Below are 18,036 nucleotides of genomic sequence, written 5' to 3'. Positions count from 1 at the left end.
GCGCTCTTCGTAGCAGGCCTGTCGTGGCCGGGTGACGGCCCCACATCTGTCTGCAGTTTCTGCGATACGAGGAGTGCACATGTCCGAGGTCAAGCTCGCCACCGAGATCCGTTCCGAGTTCGGCAAGGGTGCGGCCCGTCGTACCCGCCGCGAGAACAAGGTTCCCGGTGTGCTGTACGGCCACGGTTCCGACCCGATCCACATCTCGCTGCCGGGTCACGAGCTGCTGCTCGCCCTGCGTACGCCGAACGTTCTGCTCTCCCTGGACGTCGACGGTACGACTGCGCTGGCCATCCCGAAGGCTGTGCAGCGCGACGCGATCAAGGGTTTCCTGGTCCACGTCGACCTGCAGCTCGTGACGCGCGGCGAGAAGGTCAACGTCGATGTCCCGATCCTCACCGAGGGTGAGCTGGCCCCGGGCGCGTTCCTGGTCGAGCACGTGCTCAACGCTCTGCCGGTCGAGGCCGAGGCCACGCACATTCCGGAGTCCGTGACGGTCTCCATCGCTGGGCTTGCGGCCGGTGACTCCATCCTCGCGAAGGATGTTCCGCTGCCGTCCGGCACGATCCTGGGCGTGGACGGCGAGACCGTCGTCCTGCAGGTTCTGTCCGCGCAGGCGGAGGAGCCGGCTGCCGGCGAGGGCGAGGGTTCGACGGCCTCCGAGGCCTGAGCCGTACGCTTTGTCTGAACGGGGTGGCGGGCTTCGGCCCGCCACTTCGTTGTATCCGGCTGTCTTTCTGTACGTATGCGAGCGAGGAGACGCGGCGCAGATGTCCGACGCGAATGCCCCCTGGCTGGTCGTGGGTCTCGGTAATCCCGGGCCCGACTATGCCGCGAACCGGCACAATGTCGGTTTCATGGTGGCCGACCTGCTGGCCGAGCGGATGGGCGCCGTGTTCAAGCGCGCGCAGAAGGCGCAGGCGCAGGTGGTGGAGGGTCGGGTCGGTCCGCCGGGTCCGATGGGGCGGCGGGTGGTGCTGGCCAAGCCGATGTCGTACATGAATCTTTCCGGTGGTCCGGTGACCGCGCTGCGGGATTTCTACAAGGTGGAGACCGCTCATATTGTGGCGATTCACGATGAGCTGGACATTGATTTCGGCATGCTGCGGCTCAAGTTCGGCGGTGGCGACAATGGGCACAACGGGCTGAAGTCGATGACAAAGGCGATGGGTTCGGATTATCACCGGGCGCGTTTCGGGATCGGCCGGCCGCCGGGGCGGATGCAGGTCGCGGATTTTGTGCTGAAGGATTTTTCGTCCACGGAGCGCAAGGAGCTGGCGTATCTGGTGGACCGGGCGGCGGATGCGGTGGAGTGTCTGGTGACGGAAGGCCTGGAGCGGGCTCAAAGTACGTATAACTCCTGACAAAGCCCCGCCGTCAGTTGACCGCGCGTAGGCCCATGGCCAAAGATCGCGCCCCATGAAGCGCGTCAACATGCTCGTGTTCGGGCGTCGGGTCGCCGTGGCCGGTGTCGCGGCGTTGCTGGTGGTGGCCGGAGGCTGGTCGTCGTGGGGGACGGCGCAGCATGTGCTGCTCTCCAAGGGGCGGGAGCACGGCACGCTGAGGGTGGCGAGCTGTGGCGAGGAGACGTGCACGGGTCCGTACGAGGCGAAGAGTCCGGGGACTGCGCGTAGCGGCATGATCATCGAGAGGTCGGTGGCCGTGAAGAAGGGCGCGGAGCTGTCGGTGGTGGTGAAGCCGGGCACGGACGAGATGGTGCGGGCGGGGGCGGCGGGTGCGCTGCATGCGTGGGTTCCGCTGGGGGGTGCGCTGGTGCTTGCGGGCTTGGTGATCGGGGGTGGTCTGCGGTTGTCCCGTACGGCGTGGGGCGCTGGTCTGTCGGGGGCGGCGCTGCTGGTGGCTGCTTTCGTGGCGTTGTGAGCATGGATTGTTATTGAGGTTGACGCACTGAATACGGACAAGGGGCGGCGTTTCCGCATAAATGGCCCTTGACGGCGGTGTGTTGGATGAGGAAGCTGAGCTTCCGCCCCCCACGGCTCTCATTCCTCGTCTGCACCAGAGGTACTCATGACTCTCCTCAGCGTTCGCTGGGCCGTGGCGCTTCCTGCCGCGGCTTCTCTTCTTCTTGTGGCGGGTGCCGCTCAGGCTTCCGCTACGGACTCGACTTCGACTTCGACGTACAACGTGAAGCTGCGCCAGCCGCTTCCGCGGACCGCTACCACCGCCGATGGGGCCGCGCCGCAGAAGGGTGCGGGCGAGTGCGCGGGGATTCCGGCGGACAAGGACGGGTGGCATTTTGTGCTTCCCGGGAACGTCTCGGACTTCGTCAAGCTGACGGTGACCTTCGAGGAGGGCGGTCAGCAGGTCATCACGGACTTCGGTCCGCCGTCCGACAAGCACGCGTATGTGGCGTCGGAGGCGGGTGACACGCTTACCGCGGTCGTCGCGGAGATCACGGGCGGCGACCTGAAGAAGTTCAACCTGTCGCACACCTGCCCGGCTACGCCGACGACTCCGAGCTCGCCGCCGGTGACGCCGCCCGCGAGCCCGTCCGGGACGCCTTCGGGGACGCCGTCCGGGACGCCGTCGACTACGCCGTCCGAGGAGCCGAAGCCGTCGGCGACTCCGACCGGTGGCACGTCCACCGCGCCGACGAGCCAGCCGACCGCGACCTCGTCGTCGTCCTCGTCCTCGTCCGCCGCTCCGGTTCCGTCCGGGAACGGTGGCGGCGATCTCGCCGAGACCGGTTCGAGCGCCCCGGTGGGCGTGCTGGGGGCTGTCGCCGTGGCTCTGGTCGGTGCGGGTGGTTTCCTGGCGATGCGCCGCCGCAAGGCCCAGCAGCACTAGCCAGCAGCGCTGATACGAAAGGCGGCCCCCATCCCCCCGCAGGGGATGGGGGCCGCCTCATGTCCGTATCAGCCGGTGTTACGGAGTCCCGCCGCGACTCCGTTCACGGTCAGCAGCAGCGCCCGCGCGAGCAGCGGGTCCCCCGCCTCCCCGCGCTGTGCCGCTGCCCGCTGGCGGGCCAGCAGTGACACCTGGAGGTAGGAGATCGGGTCCAGGTACGCGTCACGGATCCCGAAGGTCTGCTGGAGCACCGGGTTGGAGCCCAGCAGCCGGTCGCTGCCCGTGACCTTGAGGACCTCGCTGACCGTCAGCGCGTGCTCGGCCTCGATGGTGGCGTAGACGTGCTTGAGGTCGTCGGGGACGAGCGTGTCGACGTAGTGGCGGGCGATCCGCAGGTCGGTCTTGGCCAGCGTCATCTCCACGTTGGCGATGAAGTTGCGGAAGAAGTGCCACTGCTCGTGCATCTCTTCCAGGACCGTGTCCAGGCCCGCCTCGCGCAGTGCCTTCAGTCCGGAGCCGACGCCGAACCAGCCCGGCACGATCTGCCGTGACTGTGTCCAGCCGAAGACCCAGGGGATGGCGCGCAGCCCGTCGAGTCCGGCGCCGGTGTCGGGGCGGCGCGAGGGCCGCGAGCCGAGGTGCAGTTCGGCGAGCTGGTCCACGGGTGTGGAGGCGAAGAAGTACGCGGGCAGGTCGGGGTCCTCGACCAGGCGCCGGTACGTCGTGTGGGCGGCGTCGGAGACCGTGTCCATGGCGGCGTCCCAGCGGGCGAGCGCCTCGTCGGACTGGCGGGGCGCGGTGTGCAGCGCCGAGGCCTGGAGGGTGGCGGCGACGGTCAGTTCCAGGTTTTCCCTGGCCAGGGAGGGGATCAGGTACTTGTCGGAGATGACTTCGCCCTGCTCGGTGACCTTGATCTCGCCTTCCAGGGTGCCCCAGGGCTGGGCGAGGATCGCGTCGTGCGAGGGGCCGCCGCCGCGGCCGACGGTGCCGCCGCGGCCGTGGAAGAGCCGCAGTCGTACGCCGTAGCGGTGGGCGACGTCGCGCAGCCGGCGCTGTGCCCGGTGGATTTCCCACTGCGAGGTGGTGATGCCGCCGAACTTGGAGGAGTCGGAGTAGCCGAGCATGACCTCCTGGACGTCGCCGCGCAGGGAGACGAGGCGGCGGTAGGAGGGATCGGCGAGCATGCCGTCGAGGATGACGTCGGCGGCCTTGAGTTCGTCGGTCGTCTCCAGGAGCGGCACGATGCCGATCTTCGCCCAGCCCGTGTGGAGGTCGATGAGTCCGGCTTCGCGGGCGAGTACGGCCGCGGCGAAGACGTCGTCGGCGCCCTGGCACATGGAGATGATGTACGACTCGATGACTTCGGGTCCGAAGCGTTCGAAGGCTTCTCTGATGGTGTGGAAGACGCCGAGGGTCTTTTCTCCGGCGGCGTCCAGGGGGGCGGGGGTGGGTGCGAGCGGGCGGCGGGACCTGAGTTCCTTGGCGAGGAGCTTCTGCCGGTATTCGCGGGGCATGTCGGAGTAGCGCCAGGATTCTTCGCCGAGCCGGTCGAAGAGCTGTCCGAGTGCGTGGTGGTGGGCGTCGGCGTGTTCGCGTACGTCCATGGTGGCGAGCTGGAGTCCGAAGGCCGCGAGGGTGCGGATGAAGCGGTCCAGGCGGCCGTCGGCGAAGAGTCCGCCGCGGTGGGCGCGCAGGGAGGTCTGGATGAGGGTGAGGTCGTCGATCAGCTGGGAGGTGCCGAGGTAGTCGCGGCCGGGGTCGTGCGGGGTGCCCTTGGCGAGGCGTTCGCGGGTGTTGACGAGCTTCTGCCGGATGCAGGTGGCCTTGAGGCGGTAGGGCTCTTCGGCGTTGAGTCGCTTGTAGCGGGGGCTGATCTCGGGCAGGAGTTCCAGGTCCCTCTGGAGTGAGGTGAGGAGCTCCGTGGTGGCGCCGGCGTAGCGGATGGAGTTGGAGAGCAGTCCGCGCAGGTGGTCGATGACGTCGATGGCGTCGGTGATGCCGTGTTCGTGCTGCAGGATGAGGACTTCCCAGGTCACGGCGGGGGTGACGTTGGGGTTGCCGTCGCGGTCGCCGCCGATCCAGGTGCCGAAGGTGAGGGGCCGGGTTCCGGCGGGCAGCTCGACGCCGACGCGCGCGAGCTCTGCGGCGAGGTCTTCGAGTACGTCGCCGACGGCGCCCGCGTGGAGTTCGTCGAGGTAGTAGATGGCGTTGCGTGCTTCGTCGGCGGGTTCGGGCCGTACGACGCGGAGCTCGTCCGTCTGCCAGATGAGGTCGATGTTCTCGGCGAGCCGCAGGTCGTGGCGGCGGCGGTCGGCGGGGCTGACGGGGGTGTCGAGGAGCGCGGCGATGCGGCGCAGCTTGTTGAGTACGGAGCGGCGCGCGGCTTCGGTGGGGTGTGCGGTGAAGACGGGTCGTACGTTGAGGTTCTTGACGGTCTGGCGCAGGTGTTCGGGGTCTGCGTCCTTGAGGCGGTCCGCGGTGCGGGCGAGGGTGCCGCCTTCGGCGGCGCGGCGCTCGCGCATTTCGTGGCCGCGGTGGACCTGTTCGGTGACGTTGGCGAGGTGGAAGTACGTGGAGAAGGCACGTACGAGCTTGGCTGCCGTTTCGAGGTCGGTGTCGCCGAGCAGTTCTGCTGCGGCTTCACCGTCGCTGCGCGTGAGGGCGCGGACCCGCTCGACGAGTTCGAGGAGCTCGGGGCCTTCCTGGCGGACGAGGGTCTCGCCCAGCAGATCACCCAGTCGGCGGATGTCGGCGCGCAGTTCGGCGCTGGCGGTTGGGGTTTGGTCGGCACTGCTCACAGGTGCGGCTCCTTGCAGTGTTTATGCACGTCTGGAGGGGTACTGGAGGCTACGGACCGCGCTGTCCGACGACACCCAGGATAGGTGTCCGTTTCTGGGACGTTGTCCAGAGGTGCCTTGCCGCCCGGCGGCGCGCTGCCATACTTACGATGCCGTAGGTTACGGTCGCGTAGCCCGGCACAGGACCTCCTCTCACACTCCCAGGGGACCCACCATGATCCCAAGCTCCGATGTGCTGGATGATGCCGGGGAGCCGGCTGCGGCCGATCCCCTCTCCGCCACGCTGGGCGGGGACCGTAAACGGTCACTGGAACAGATCACGCTGCTGCTGTTCATCACGGTGCCTTTTCTGGCTCTGCTGGCGGCGGTGCCGCTGGCGTGGGGCTGGGGGGTGAGCTGGCTCGATCTGGGTCTGCTGGTGGTGATGTATTACGTCGGGTGCCATGGCATCACGATCGGTTTCCACCGTTATTTCACGCATGGTTCGTTCAAGGCGAAGCGTCCGCTGCGGATCGCGCTGGCGGTGATGGGTTCGCTGGCGGTGGAGGGTCCGCTGGTGCGCTGGGTGGCCGATCACCGCAGGCACCACAAATTCTCGGACGCGGAGGGCGACCCGCATTCGCCGTGGCGTTTCGGGGAGACTGTTCCGGCGCTGCTGAAGGGCTTGGGCTGGGCCCATATCGGCTGGATGTTCGATGAGGAGCAGACTCCGCAGCACAAGTACGCGCCGGATCTGATCAAGGATCCGGCGCTGCGCCGGATCTCGCGTGACTTCGTCTACTGGACGGTGTTGTCGTTGGCGATTCCGCCGCTGGTGGGCGGGCTGGTGACGATGTCGTGGTGGGGGGCTTTCACGGCGTTCTTCTGGGGTTCGCTGGTCCGTGTGTCGCTGCTGCACCATGTCACGTGGTCGATCAATTCGATCTGTCACGCGGTCGGCAAGCGTCCTTTCAAGTCGCGGGACCGGTCGGGCAATGTGTGGTGGCTGGCGGTGCTGTCGTGCGGGGAGTCGTGGCACAACCTGCATCACGCGGACCCGACGAGCGCGCGTCATGGGGTGCTGCGGGGGCAGCTCGATTCGAGTGCGCGGCTGATCCGCTGGTTCGAGCGGCTCGGCTGGGCGTACGACGTGCGGTGGCCGAATGCGTCACGTATCGACGCCCGGCGCAGGAGTGATGCCGCCGAGGCGGCATGATTGACGGCGTGGCCATCGACGGCGGTACCAGCAGTGCCCGCAGTACAGGCAGCACCGGCAGTACGCGCGGTGCCGGCGGTACGGGCGGTACGGACAAGAGCCGGCCTGCCGGGTCCCGGCGGGCCCGCCGCGTTCGTATGACGGGGGCGGAGCGCCGGGAGCAGCTGCTGGACATCGGCCGCACTCTGTTCGCGGAGAAAGGTTTCGAGGGCACGTCGGTGGAGGAGATCGCCGCGAAGGCGGGTGTTTCCAAGCCGGTGGTGTACGAGCACTTCGGCGGCAAGGAGGGCCTGTACGCGGTGGTCGTGGACCGGGAGATGCGTCAGCTGCTGGATCTGGTGACGGGCGCGCTGACGGCGGGGCATCCGCGGGAGCTGCTGGAGCAGGCGGCGTTCGCGCTGCTGGACTACATCGAGATGTATACGGATGGGTTCCGCATCCTGGTACGGGATTCTCCGGTCGCGCAGTCGACGGGGACGTTCGCGTCGTTGATCGGGGATATCGCGACGCAGGTGGAAGACATTCTGGGTCTGGAGTTCAAGGCGCGGGGTTTTGATCCGAAGCTGGCGCCGCTGTATGCGCAGGCGCTGGTGGGGATGGTCGCGCTGACGGGCCAGTGGTGGGTGGACGCGCGCCGTCCGAAGAAGGCGGAGGTGGCGGCGCACCTGGTGAATCTGGCGTGGCACGGTCTGGGCAACCTGGAGGCGAAGCCCAGGTTGATAGGGCATCGCAAGACCTGAAACTTCTGTTCCAGGGGCGTCCGGGCGTCCGGGTTGTGATGCGAATGTGGCGTACCCCTGTCTATCAGCCCTGTGCACCCAGTTGTAGAGTCGGCTCATTCCGGGAACGGTTCGCCGGGACGTAATTCAGTCGCGAACGCGTTCATTCCGGTTCATCACTTTTTCCCCAGGGGGGGACTTTGTCTTCAGTGGAATCCGGCCGTCCTGCTTCGGTGCGCTTCAGACGCGCCCGGCGGATCGCGGCCTGTACCGCACTCGCACTTTCGGCGGGCATGCTGCTCGCCACCCCGGCCGCGGCGGACGACGCCCCGGCGGCGCCCGCGCCCCTTGAGCAGACGCGGCCCAGCCTGCGGCTTCCGGAGCTGAAGCTGCCGGAGTCGTCGGCGGCGGCGGTCGAGCGCGGCGTTGCGGCCGCGACAGCGGATGACGTGCCCATGGCGAAGCCGCGCAATGACGTCGACGGCGACGGCCTGAGCGACCTGCTCTACCGTGCCGGCGACGGACTGATGTACCTGGATTATTCGGCCGACGGCACGGGGGGCGAGTACACCTTCCCGGCTGCGTCCGACGACAGGTTCAAGGACTTCTTCTCGATCGCCGGGCTGCAGCCGGGCACCACCCGTCCGGTCCACTTCACGCTGACCGCGGCCGGCTACCTCTCCGCGTATGACACCACCGGCGGCAATCTCTCACGGGTCTGGTCGGGCACGGGCTGGCAGGCGTACAACAAGGTCTTCTCGCCCGGCGACCTGACGGGCGACGGCAGCGGCGACATTCTGGCGCGTACGCCGTCGGGTGACCTGTGGATGTACCGGACCACGCCGGGCGCTGCTTCGCCGATGGCGGCGCGGGTCAAGGTCGGCACCGGCTGGGGCGTGTACGACCAGCTCACGGGTGTGAACGACGTGAACGGCGACGCGATCGCCGACATGTTCGCCCGCACGCCGAGTGGTGACCTGTACTTCTACTCGGGCAAGCCGGACGGTGTGCAGCCCTTCAAGGGCCGTGTCCTGGTCGGCGGCGGCTGGGGGGCGTACAACCAGATCTTCGGCATCGACGACATCAACGGCGACGGCTACAGCGAGGTCCTCGGCCGTTCGGTCTCGGGTGTGATGTACGGGTACTACTCCACGGGTGTGGGGACCTTCGAGGCCCGCCAGCAGTTCAGCACGGGCACGGGCTGGGAAGTGGTGTCGCAGTTCGAGGGGGCGGGCAACAACCCTCACGTCGGCAAGGACGAGGTGTACGGGCACGACACCAAGGGTTCGCTGTTCGAGTACTACGTCAGGAACAACGGCCTGCTGAGTGCCCGCCGCCAGACGGGCGACACCGGCGGCTGGAGCGGCTCGAAGCTCACGTTCGCGTCGTCCCTCGACGGCGACGGCGTGGGCGACATGCTGGAGGTGTACAACGGCACGCTGTACAACCTCAGCTACCCCTCTGACGAGCCGCCCGCCATCGGCAGCGGCTGGGGCATCTACACCATGCTGGTGGGGCCGGGCGACCTGAGCGGCGACGGCAAGGGCGACCTGCTGGCGCGGGACAGCGCGGGCGCGCTGTACCTGTACAAGGGCAATGGCACGGGTACGGGGTTCGCGGCCAGGATCAAGCTGGGCACCGGCTGGAACACGTTCAACAAGCTGGTCGGCGCGGGCGACATCAACGGCGACGGCCTGGCCGACGTCGTGGCCCGCACCACGGGCGGCAGCCTGTACCTGTACCCGGGTTCGGGTGTCGCGACCGCGCCCTTCAAGGCGCGGACGCTGATCGGCAGCGGCTGGGGCGGCTTCAACAAGCTGGCGTCCCCGGGCGACATGGACGGCGACGGCAAGGCTGACCTGCTCGCCGTCAACTCGGCCGGGACCCTGTACCGCTACTCGGCCAATGGCACGGGCGGCTACAAGGGGAAGGTCTCGCTCGGCGGCGGCTGGAACACGTACAGCAGCCTGCTCTGAGACCCGCGCTCAACCGCGCGTACGCACACGGCGCCCCGTCCCACCGGAAATCCGGTGGGGCGGGGCGTTCCCCGTAGGCAGGTGAAGGATCTTGTGACATGCCTGTGACAGGTGGTGTGGCTTGCGTCATGGTCCACAGGGCCTGGTCCTTGGTGGAGTGGCCGGATGCGTACCAGCACCCGCCGTGCCCTTCCCGCTGTTCTCGTGAGCGCCTTGTTCCTGACGGCGTGCGGGTCGCAGACCGCCGATTCGCCGGGCGGCGGCGGCAGGAACCCGTCCGCCGTGTCCGACAGCCCGAGCCTCCCCGGCGACCCCGCCGACCTGGAGAAGGACGGCGTCCGGATCACCGGCATGAGCCCTTCTCTCGACTTCGAGGTCACCAACCCCGAGACCGAACCGTTCACATACACCATCACCTTCGACGTGCTGCCCGGCTCCGGCGGGGTGATGGCGAACATGGACGAGATCGTGCCCTCCGTGGGTGCCGGGCAGACCGTGAAGCGCACTCTCTCCATGGACTCCATGCGGCCCCACGACACGGGGCGCATGCGGATCTCCCAGGTCCGACGCGTCCCCTCGGACGAAGTGCCGGTCAACTCGGGCCCCTGTCCGTCCTCCGGGGTCCGCGTCACGGCCGACGACGGCGATGCCGCCATGGGACTGCGGGTCGTAGGGCTTCACCTGGTGAACTGCGGAACACGCGGCTACAACCTCAACGGCTACCCGCTCATCGGGCTTCTGGACGAGGAGCGGGAGTCCGTCTCCGGCATCGAGATCCTGAACGGCGGCGGCGGTATCTCCACCGGGACAGGCACTGAGGAGGCGCCCCAGCCGCTGACCCTGGAACCCGGCGAGGCCGCATCCGCGACTCTGGTGTGGCGCAACACCACCGGCGCCGGTACCGCCGTGAACGCCCCCTACGTCAGGGTCCGGGCCAAGTCCGGCGCCCAGCCTGTGATCGTGACGCCGGAGCTCGACCTCGGCACCACCGGGAAGCTCGGCGTCGGCCCGTGGAAGAAGGACCCGGCACGTTAGAACCACGGGCGGCGTGCCGTGTCAGCCCGTACCGCGGGCGGCTGACACGGCACCGCGGCGGCGGGCGTTACGACGCGCGGCGTGCCGTCGGCACTCTCCGTGTCTTCCGTGCGACCGCGAAGATCCGGCGGAACGGGAACACCGTGCCGTACTTGCCCTGCGGGTACGCCTCGCGGAGCAGGTGCCGGTACTCGGCCAGGAACGCGGACGCCGCCTCCGGGTCGTCCGCGAGTTCCGTGAGGACCGGGCGCAGGGCCGTGCCCTTGACCCAGTCCAGTACCGGGTCGTCCCCGGTGAGCAGCTGCAGATACGTGGTCTCCCACACGTCCGTCTCGCAGTCCAGGTCCGCCAGGCGGGTCAGATACTCCGCGGGCTCCAGTATGTGGACGAAGCGCCGCCCGTGGTCCCCGAGGCGCCCCCGCCACCGCGGGGTGTCGCAGAGTTCGCCGAGGAGCGCGTGGCTGGGTGCGGTGAAGTTGCCCGGGACCTGGAAGGCCAGGGTGCCGCCGGCGGCCAGGCCGTCGATCCAGCGGGGGAAGCACTCGGGGTGCTCCGGCACCCATTGCAGTGCCGCGTTGGAGACGATCAGGTCGTACGGCTCCTCGGGCGTCCAGTGGGCGGCGTCCGCGGGCCTGAAGTCCAGCCAGCCGCCGCCGGGCGTGGTGCCCGCGTGTTCCATCGAAGCCTGGGCCAGCATCTGCGGCGAGAGGTCGAATCCGGTGATGCGGGCGGCGGGCCAGCGCAGGGCGAGCAGGGCGGTGACATTGCCGGGTCCGCAGCCGAGGTCCGCGATGCGGGCGGGGCGCTCGTCGTTGGGCAGGTTGGCTATACGGGCGAGCAGGTCCAGGAACGGGCGGGTGCGATGTCCGGCGTGGCGCAGGTACTGGTGTGGGTCCCAGGTCGGTGCGGAATGCATGTTCGAGCCCCCTTGCAGGAACGGTGTGCCGAAGCGGAACGATGTCCCGGCCCCTCCCTGCCCAGCTTGCCTCTGAATATATCTCGACGTCAAGAGACTTCACATCGACAGACCCTCTACACTGATCCGCATGGAGGACGAGGTCGATCGACTGGTCGCAGCTTGGCGCCGCGAGCGCCCTGACCTCGACGTGGAACCGCTTGAGGTGCTCAGCCGCGTGTCCAGGCTGGCTCGCCATCTCGACCGGGCGCGCCGGCTCGCGTTCTCCGAGCACCAGCTGGAGCCGTGGGAGTTCGACGTACTGACCTCGCTGCGGCGCGCGGGCGCCCCGTATCAGCTCTCGCCCGGTCAGCTGCTGACCCAGACGCTGGTCACCTCCGGCACCATGACCAACCGTATCGACCGGCTGGCCAAGAAAGACCTTGTCGAGCGGTTGCCCGACCCCAGTGACCGGCGCGGGGTGCTGGTGCGCCTCACTCCGGAAGGGCGGGACCGCGCCGACCAGGCGCTGGCCGGGCTGCTCGCGCAGGAGCGCGCGATCCTCGCCGAGCTGTCGAGCGCCCAGCGGGCCCAACTGGCCGCGCTGCTACGCCAGTTGACCGCCCCGTTCGACAACGTCCCCGGCTAGGTCGACCGGTCCCACCCCGGCGCGGCGCGCGAGCGCGACCGCGGCCAGCGTGGAGTGCACACCCAGCTTGCTGAGAACGTTCTGCATATGCGTACGAACGGTGTGCGGCGACAGGAAGAGGCGCTCGGCGACGGCTTTGCGCCCCAGACCCGCGACCATGCAGCGCAGCACCTCGCGCTCGCGCGGCGTGAGCGACTCGACGAGCCGCTCGCTGTCCGTGCGGTGTTTGCGGGCCGCGGTCAGCTCCCGCAGTACGCCGGTGAGCAGCGCGGGCGGCAGATGCGTCTCGTCGCGCAGTACGCCCCGGATCACCGCGAGCAGCCGCTGGAGGGAGCAGTCCTTGGCGACCCAGCCGGAGGCTCCCGCCTGGAGGGCGAGGGCGGCGCGGCGCGGGTCGTCCTTCTCGGCGAGTACGACCGTACGGACGGCGAGCTGGCCCGAACGGACGCCCGCGACCAGGGAGATGCCGTCGACCAGCCCCTCGTCTCCGTTGACGGCCACAGCGCTTACGGCGGTTACGGCGCGGCCCGCGGGTGGCGCGAGGATGCCGAGGTCGGCGTCGACCAGCATCACATCGAACCTGCGACCGTCGGCGACCGCCCGCTCCAGACACCGCAGCGCGGCTGGGCCGCTGCCGGCCGCGGCGACGTCGACGTCGGGCTCGGCCGCGAGGGCGGCGGCGAGCGACTCGGCGAAGATGCGATGGTCGTCGACCACCAGGACCCGGATACGAACCACAGACACCCCCTGTGTCGGAGGACGGACCCGGCGCGGGTACGGCGCCCGGGGAAATCGGGTGGTACAGCGGTCGCTCGGCCGCCGCCGTGCTGTGACTGATACCCCGCCCCGGGCGTCGTACCCGACTGTCTCGCCCCCTGATCAGCACCGGCCCCCACCGGTGCTGAACATCAGCGTACGGATGGGGGCCCGGAGCGGAAGCTTATTTGCAGAACTGGCCGTTAAGGGTGCCTAGGGTGTGTGCCATGTTTCGTATTGAGACGGGAGTCGACAGCCATCGGCGCAAACTGCTCGGCGAACTGCTGGAGAGCAGCAACGCGGAGGCGTCCCCGGCGATACGGGGACTGCGGGGAACGCCGCACGAGGACGAAGTGCCGCTGGAGGTCTGGGCTTTCGAGGACGCCTCGGATGATTCGGCGGCCGGACTCGCGGGCGGCCTGACCGCGTTCACGTGGGCGCGCTGGCTGCACGTGGACCTGCTGTGGGTCGCGCCGCACCACCGCGGTACGGGCCTGGGCACGCGCCTGCTGGACGAGGCGGAACGCGCGGCGCGGGAGCGGGGGTGCGGGTGGGCGCGGCTGGAGACGTGGGACTTCCAGGCGCCGGGGTTCTACCGGGGGCGGGGGTACGACGTGGTGGGGGTGGTGGAGGACTATCCGCCGGGGGCGACGGAGTTCTTGCTGGCGAAACGACTGGCGTAACCGGGGGCTCCGCCCCAGACCCTCCCCCTACGCCCTGGCGGGCGGGGGGGGACCCAGCGCGGCGTGGGTGGGGGCACCTCCCACGCCGCTAGGCGTAGGGGGAGTACCCCCAGACGGGCCTGATTTGCCGGGCCACCGGCAACTCAAGCCCTCCGGCGATTGAGGAGCGGGGTTCGGGGCAGCGCCCCGACAGAGGCCGGACACTTTCAGCCCGCCGACGCGCCCAGGAACTCCAGGCGCCGGCTGCGCGGCGCGAAGCCCGCCGCAGCCCGGCAACCGGCAGGCGCTGGTTGCCGGGCTGCGGCGCGCGGTGCCCTGCGCCCAGGGGGCACAGAGCACGGCACCCCCTGCGTCAGGACAGACGCGTCGCGCCCGCCGAAGGCGTCGCCGGGAAGACGCGCGGTTCCGCGTAGCCTCCCGACGCGAACGCCTTCAGGATCGCCCCCGTCAGCGTCGGTGTCATCGACGCGTCCGCCAGGACGACCGCCGAGCCGCCGAAGCCGCCGCCCGTCATCCTCGCGCCCAGCGCGCCCGCCGCCAGGGCCGTGTCGACCACCAGGTCCAGTTCCGTGCAGGAGACGCGGAAATCGTCCCGCAGCGACACGTGGCCCTCTGTCAGGACCGGGCCTATGGCGCGCACCTCGTCCGCCTCCAGGTGGGCGATCACTCGTTCCACCCGGCGGTTCTCGGTCACGATGTGGCGTACCAGGCCGCGGATCTCCGGGTCGTCCAGCCGCGACAGGGCCGTGGGCAGATCCTCGTACGCGATGTCCCGCAGCGCCGTCACTCCCAGCGCCGCCGCCCCCGCCTCGCAGCCCGCGCGCCGTTTGCCGTACTCGCCCTCGCTGTGGGAGTGCTTGACGCGCGTGTCCACGACCAGGAGCTCCAGGCCCAGCGCGGCCAGGTCGAACGGGATCTGGCGCCGGGACAGGTCACGTGTGTCCAGGTACAGGGCGTGGCCCGCCGTGCAGCACGCCGAGGCCGTCTGGTCCATGATGCCGGTGGGCGCGCCGACGTACGCGTTCTCCGCGCGCTGGCACAGCTTGGCCATCAGCCCGCGCTCCAGGCCCAGTTCGTACAGGTCGTTCAGGGCCAGCGCGGTCACCACTTCGAGCGCCGCCGACGACGAGAGGCCCGCGCCCGTGGGGACCGTGGACTCGTAGTGGAAGTCCGCGCCGCCCACCGCGTGGCCCGCCTCGCGCAGCGCCCACACCACCCCCGCGGGGTAGTCCGTCCAGCTGCCCGTGGCGCGCGCCGGTGCCAGGTCGTCGATGCGGCGTTCGACGGCGGGACCGGCGACGTCGGACGACTGGAAGCGCAGTACGCCGTCGTCGCGCCGCCGTACCGTCGCCACCGTCGTGTGCGGCAGCGCGAACGGCATCACAAAGCCGTCGTTGTAGTCGGTGTGCTCACCGATCAGGTTGACCCGGCCGGGGGCCGCCCACACACCCTCGCGCAGCTCGCTCATCGCGCATTCTCCTTCTCGCGGGCAAAGGCCCAGGCGTCCGAAACGATTCCCGCGAGCCCGGCGCGGCGCGGCTGCCAGCCCAGGCGTTCGTGGGCCGTGGCGGCGGAGGCGACCAGTACCGCCGGGTCGCCCGGGCGGCGCGCGGCGGCGAGTTCCGGGATCGGGTGGCCGGTGACCTCGCGCACGGTCTCGATGACCTCGCGGACCGAGAAGCCGTTGCCGTTGCCGAGGTTGCAGATCAGGTGCTCGCCGGGGGCCGCCGCGTCCAGTGCGCGCAGGTGTGCCTCGGCCAGGTCCGCGACGTGGATGTAGTCGCGTACGCAGGTGCCGTCCGGGGTCGGGTAGTTGTCCCCGTACACCGAGATCGACGCGCGCTTGCCGAGGGCGACGTCCAGCAGCAGCGGGATGAGGTGCGACTCGGGGTCGTGGCGCTCGCCGGACGCGCCGTACGCGCCCGCCACGTTGAAGTACCGCAGCGAGACCGCGGCCAGGCCGTGCGCCGCCGCCTCGCCCGTGATCATGTGGTCGACGGCGAGCTTGGAGGCGCCGTAGGGGCTGGTGGGCGCGGTCGGGTCGGCCTCCGTGATGGGGGTCGAGACCGGCTCTCCGTAGGTCGCGGCGGTGGACGAGAACACGAGCGTGCGCACATCCGCGTCCCGCATCGCCGCGAGCAGCTCCATCGTCCCGCCGACGTTGTTCGCCCAGTACTTCTCGGGCTTGGCGACGGACTCGCCGACCTGCGAGAAGGCCGCGAAGTGCAGCACGGCGCGGTACGAGGGGTCCAGCCACTTGGTGGCGTCCTGGACGCGGCCCTCGATGAACCGCGCGCCCTCCGGGACGCCCGCCCGGAACCCGGTGGACAGGTCGTCCAGCACGGTCACCTCGTGCCCGGCCTCCAGCAGATGCCGGGCCACCACGCTGCCGACGTATCCGGCCCCGCCTGTCACCAGATACTTGTACGTGTTCGTAGTCGTAGTCGTAGTCGGGTTCGTCACCGGCTTGCCACCTCTCGCAGTCGCTCCGCCGCGGCCTCCGGCGGCACATCATTGATGAATACGCTCATACCGGACTCGGAACCAGCGAGGAACTTCAGCTTGCCAGGCGTCCGGCGGATGGTGAAAAGCTCCAGGTGAAGCCCGAAGTCGCTGCGGCGCGCGTCGCGGAACGGCGCCTGGTGCCAGGCCGAGATGTACGGCGTCAGCGGCTGGGCATCCCCGAAGATCCGGTCGAAGCGCCTCAAGAGTTCCAGATAGATCTGTGGGAACTCTGTGCGCGCCGCGTCGTCCAGACCGCGCAGGTCCTGCGTGCGCCGCAGCGGGTAGAGATGCACCTCGTACGGCCAGTGTGCGGCGTACGGCACGAAGGCGACCCAGTGCTCGCCGCGCAGCACGACCCGTGCGCCCTCGGAGAGCTCCCGCTCCACGACGTCCTCGAAGAGGTTGCGGCCGGTCGTCTCGCGGTGGGCGGCGGCCGAGTTCAGCATCAGCTCGGTGCGCGGGGTGACGAAGGGGTATCCGTAGATCTGGCCGTGCGGATGGCCCAGCGTCACGCCGATCTCGGCACCCCGGTTCTCGAAGCAGAAGACCTGCTCGACCTGCGGAAGTTCGGCGAGCTCGGCGGTACGGTCGGTCCAGGCCTCCAGTACGAGCGCGGCCTGCTCCTCGGTGAGGTCGGCGAACGAGGCGTCGTGGTCGGAGGTGAAGCAGACGACCTCGCAGCGTCCGGAGTCACCGGCCAGGGAGGGGAAGCGGTTCTCGAAGACCGCCACCTCGTACTCGGCGGCCGGGATCTCGCTGAGCCGCCCGTCCCGGGACGGGCAGAGCGGGCACTCGTCGGCCGGCGGGTGATAGGTGCGGCCCTGGCGGTGCGAGGCGATGGCGACCGAGTCTCCGAGCAGCGGGTCGCGGCGGACCTCGGAGCTGGTGGAGATGGGGTCGAGCGGCCTCTCGTCCACGGCGTCGCGTACCGCGTCGTCACGGGAGTCGTAATAGAACAGCTCTCGACCGTCGGCGAGCCGGGTGGACGTTTTCTTCACTGGAGCTCCCTCTAAGGCCTCCTACCAAACATAAACACACACAACAAACCACAAGCCAACATGATCCGTCAATGTCGAGTGGCTGCGCGCAGGGAAATTCTGGCCCCCTCGGGGCAAGACGGATGTGTAGCGCCCAGACGCGTAGCGCCTACTGGTCGGCCGACGGCGCGGATGCGGACGCCGCCGCTGCCGCCGCGGAAAGGATCGTCGCCCGGTCCAGCAGCCCGGTGCGCGCGGCCAGCGCCGCCGCCTCCAGCCGGGAGCCCACTCCCAGCTTCATCAGCACCCGCTGCACATGCGTACGCGCGGTGCTCGGGGCGATCCCCATCCCCGCCGCGATCAGCCGGGTGTCCTCGCCCTCCGCGACCCTGACCAGCACCTCGATCTCGCGCGGTGTGAGCAGTTGCAGCAGCCGCTGCCCCTCGTCGTCCGGCTGGGCGGCCGGGTTGAGCAGTTCGGCGAACGCGCCCTGCAACAGCTGCGGGGCCACCACCGCCTCGCCCGCCCGGGCCTTGATCATCGCGCGCTCGACGCCCTCGATGCGCTCGTCGTGACGCACATAGCCGGACGCGCCCGCCGCGAAGGCCGCCGCGATTCCGCGCGGGCTCGGCACGGGGCCCAGGACCACCACCGCCACCTGCGGGCGCTCCCGTTTGATCCGTACGATCGGGTCGAAGGCGCCCGGCTCGGCGGGCGCCGCCGTGCCCAGCAGGCACACCTCCGGCGCCCTGCTGACCACCAGCTCGGCCGCACCGGCCGCGGGAGCCGCCGCCGCGAGCACCCGGTGCCCCCGCAGTTTCAAGGCCGAGGCGAGTGCCTCGGCGAGCAGCCGGTGATCGTCGACCACAATGAGCCGCACGCCCATCGAGCAACCCCCATCCCCGCTGGAGCTGGCCCCCCGGCCCTCCTGACCCGGCAAGCTACACGCTTGTTCGACATTGCGCTCCCCTCATGGACCAGAAACTGCCGAAGCGCAGAAATGCGCACAGTTCAGAGGAAGTTGCCACGCCAACCGCAAC

Annotated in this window: 17 protein-coding genes; 10 read left to right on the top strand and 7 right to left on the bottom strand. The window is 69.6% G+C overall.

All coding sequences use genetic code 11. From position 1 onward, the window contains the following. The first annotated feature begins 79 nt into the window (after positions 1-79). The 4 genes from ACIHCQ_RS19690 (at position 80) to ACIHCQ_RS19675 (ending at position 2,808) form a co-directional block, all read left to right on the top strand. Positions 80-670: a 50S ribosomal protein L25/general stress protein Ctc gene (locus ACIHCQ_RS19690; protein ID WP_399663679.1), complete on the top strand. Its 591-nt coding sequence runs from the start codon at positions 80-82 to the stop codon at positions 668-670. Between the two features lie 100 nt (positions 671-770). Next, the gene (gene pth / locus ACIHCQ_RS19685) at positions 771-1,364 is read left to right on the top strand and encodes an aminoacyl-tRNA hydrolase (RefSeq protein WP_399663677.1); all 594 of its coding nucleotides are present in this window, start codon (positions 771-773) and stop codon (positions 1,362-1,364) included. 55 nt (positions 1,365-1,419) lie between these two features. Next, positions 1,420-1,881: a hypothetical protein gene (locus tag ACIHCQ_RS19680; protein ID WP_399663675.1), complete on the top strand. Its 462-nt coding sequence runs from the start codon at positions 1,420-1,422 to the stop codon at positions 1,879-1,881. Positions 1,882-2,145: 264 nt separating this feature from the next. Further along, a complete protein-coding gene (locus ACIHCQ_RS19675) occupies positions 2,146-2,808 on the top strand; it encodes an LPXTG cell wall anchor domain-containing protein (RefSeq protein WP_399663673.1) in 663 nt (220 codons plus the stop codon). A 68-nt stretch (positions 2,809-2,876) separates the two neighbouring features. Here the strand turns inward: ACIHCQ_RS19675 and ppc are convergent, their stop codons facing one another. Next, the gene (gene ppc / locus ACIHCQ_RS19670; RefSeq protein WP_399663671.1) at positions 2,877-5,606 is read right to left on the bottom strand and encodes a phosphoenolpyruvate carboxylase; all 2,730 of its coding nucleotides are present in this window, start codon (positions 5,604-5,606) and stop codon (positions 2,877-2,879) included. 214 nt (positions 5,607-5,820) lie between these two features. On the opposite strand from ppc, the gene ACIHCQ_RS19665 reads away from it, so the two are divergent. The 4 genes from ACIHCQ_RS19665 to ACIHCQ_RS19650 all read left to right on the top strand — a co-directional run bounded on the left by ACIHCQ_RS19665 (position 5,821) and on the right by ACIHCQ_RS19650 (position 10,531). After that, on the top strand, positions 5,821-6,801 hold the full coding sequence (locus ACIHCQ_RS19665; RefSeq protein WP_399663669.1) for an acyl-CoA desaturase: 981 nt from the start codon (positions 5,821-5,823) through the stop codon (positions 6,799-6,801). Then, a complete protein-coding gene (locus ACIHCQ_RS19660) occupies positions 6,798-7,541 on the top strand; it encodes a TetR family transcriptional regulator (RefSeq protein ID WP_399663667.1) in 744 nt (247 codons plus the stop codon). Before ACIHCQ_RS19665 ends, ACIHCQ_RS19660 begins: the two co-directional genes overlap by 4 nt. Before the next feature lie 212 nt (positions 7,542-7,753). Then, positions 7,754-9,496, top strand: a complete 1,743-nt coding sequence (locus ACIHCQ_RS19655; RefSeq protein ID WP_399663666.1) for an FG-GAP repeat domain-containing protein — start codon at positions 7,754-7,756, stop codon at positions 9,494-9,496. A gap of 165 nt (positions 9,497-9,661) precedes the next feature. Next, positions 9,662-10,531: a DUF4232 domain-containing protein gene (locus ACIHCQ_RS19650; protein ID WP_399663664.1), complete on the top strand. Its 870-nt coding sequence runs from the start codon at positions 9,662-9,664 to the stop codon at positions 10,529-10,531. Positions 10,532-10,598: 67 nt separating this feature from the next. Here the strand turns inward: ACIHCQ_RS19650 and ACIHCQ_RS19645 are convergent, their stop codons facing one another. After that, positions 10,599-11,447 carry a trans-aconitate 2-methyltransferase gene (locus tag ACIHCQ_RS19645; RefSeq protein ID WP_399663662.1) on the bottom strand — a complete coding sequence of 283 codons (849 nt, stop codon included), beginning with the start codon at positions 11,445-11,447 and terminating at the stop codon, positions 10,599-10,601. A 130-nt stretch (positions 11,448-11,577) separates the two neighbouring features. On the opposite strand from ACIHCQ_RS19645, the gene ACIHCQ_RS19640 reads away from it, so the two are divergent. Continuing rightward, positions 11,578-12,075: a MarR family winged helix-turn-helix transcriptional regulator gene (locus ACIHCQ_RS19640; RefSeq protein ID WP_399663660.1), complete on the top strand. Its 498-nt coding sequence runs from the start codon at positions 11,578-11,580 to the stop codon at positions 12,073-12,075. Here ACIHCQ_RS19640 and ACIHCQ_RS19635 read toward each other — a convergent pair. Further along, positions 12,034-12,813: a LuxR C-terminal-related transcriptional regulator gene (locus tag ACIHCQ_RS19635; protein WP_399663658.1), complete on the bottom strand. Its 780-nt coding sequence runs from the start codon at positions 12,811-12,813 to the stop codon at positions 12,034-12,036. The two genes, ACIHCQ_RS19640 and ACIHCQ_RS19635, sit on opposite strands and share 42 nt — an antisense overlap. 245 nt (positions 12,814-13,058) lie before the next feature. Here ACIHCQ_RS19635 and ACIHCQ_RS19630 point away from each other — a divergent pair, with 245 nt between their 5' ends. Then, a complete protein-coding gene (locus ACIHCQ_RS19630; RefSeq protein WP_399663656.1) occupies positions 13,059-13,514 on the top strand; it encodes a GNAT family N-acetyltransferase in 456 nt (151 codons plus the stop codon). A gap of 352 nt (positions 13,515-13,866) precedes the next feature. On the opposite strand, the gene galK is transcribed toward ACIHCQ_RS19630, so the two are convergent. The 4 genes from galK to ACIHCQ_RS19610 form a co-directional block, all read right to left on the bottom strand. After that, positions 13,867-14,982 (bottom strand): galactokinase, encoded by a 1,116-nt coding sequence (galK, locus tag ACIHCQ_RS19625; protein ID WP_399663654.1) that lies wholly within the window; start codon positions 14,980-14,982, stop codon positions 13,867-13,869. Further along, a complete protein-coding gene (galE, locus tag ACIHCQ_RS19620; RefSeq protein WP_399663652.1) occupies positions 14,979-15,977 on the bottom strand; it encodes a UDP-glucose 4-epimerase GalE in 999 nt (332 codons plus the stop codon). The genes galK and galE overlap by 4 nt, the downstream gene beginning before the upstream one ends. Beyond that, positions 15,974-17,017: a galactose-1-phosphate uridylyltransferase gene (galT, locus tag ACIHCQ_RS19615; RefSeq protein ID WP_399663650.1), complete on the bottom strand. Its 1,044-nt coding sequence runs from the start codon at positions 17,015-17,017 to the stop codon at positions 15,974-15,976. The genes galE and galT overlap by 4 nt, the downstream gene beginning before the upstream one ends. Positions 17,018-17,165: 148 nt before the next feature. Then, positions 17,166-17,882 carry a LuxR C-terminal-related transcriptional regulator gene (locus ACIHCQ_RS19610; RefSeq protein WP_399663648.1) on the bottom strand — a complete coding sequence of 239 codons (717 nt, stop codon included), beginning with the start codon at positions 17,880-17,882 and terminating at the stop codon, positions 17,166-17,168. Positions 17,883-18,036: the final 154 nt, after the last annotated feature.

It is taken from the genome of Streptomyces sp. NPDC052236 (genome assembly GCF_044548015.1).
GTDB lineage: Bacteria > Actinomycetota > Actinomycetes > Streptomycetales > Streptomycetaceae > Streptomyces.
Note: the sequence above shows the minus strand (reverse complement) of the source record. Positions and strands in the feature narration are given on the sequence as shown.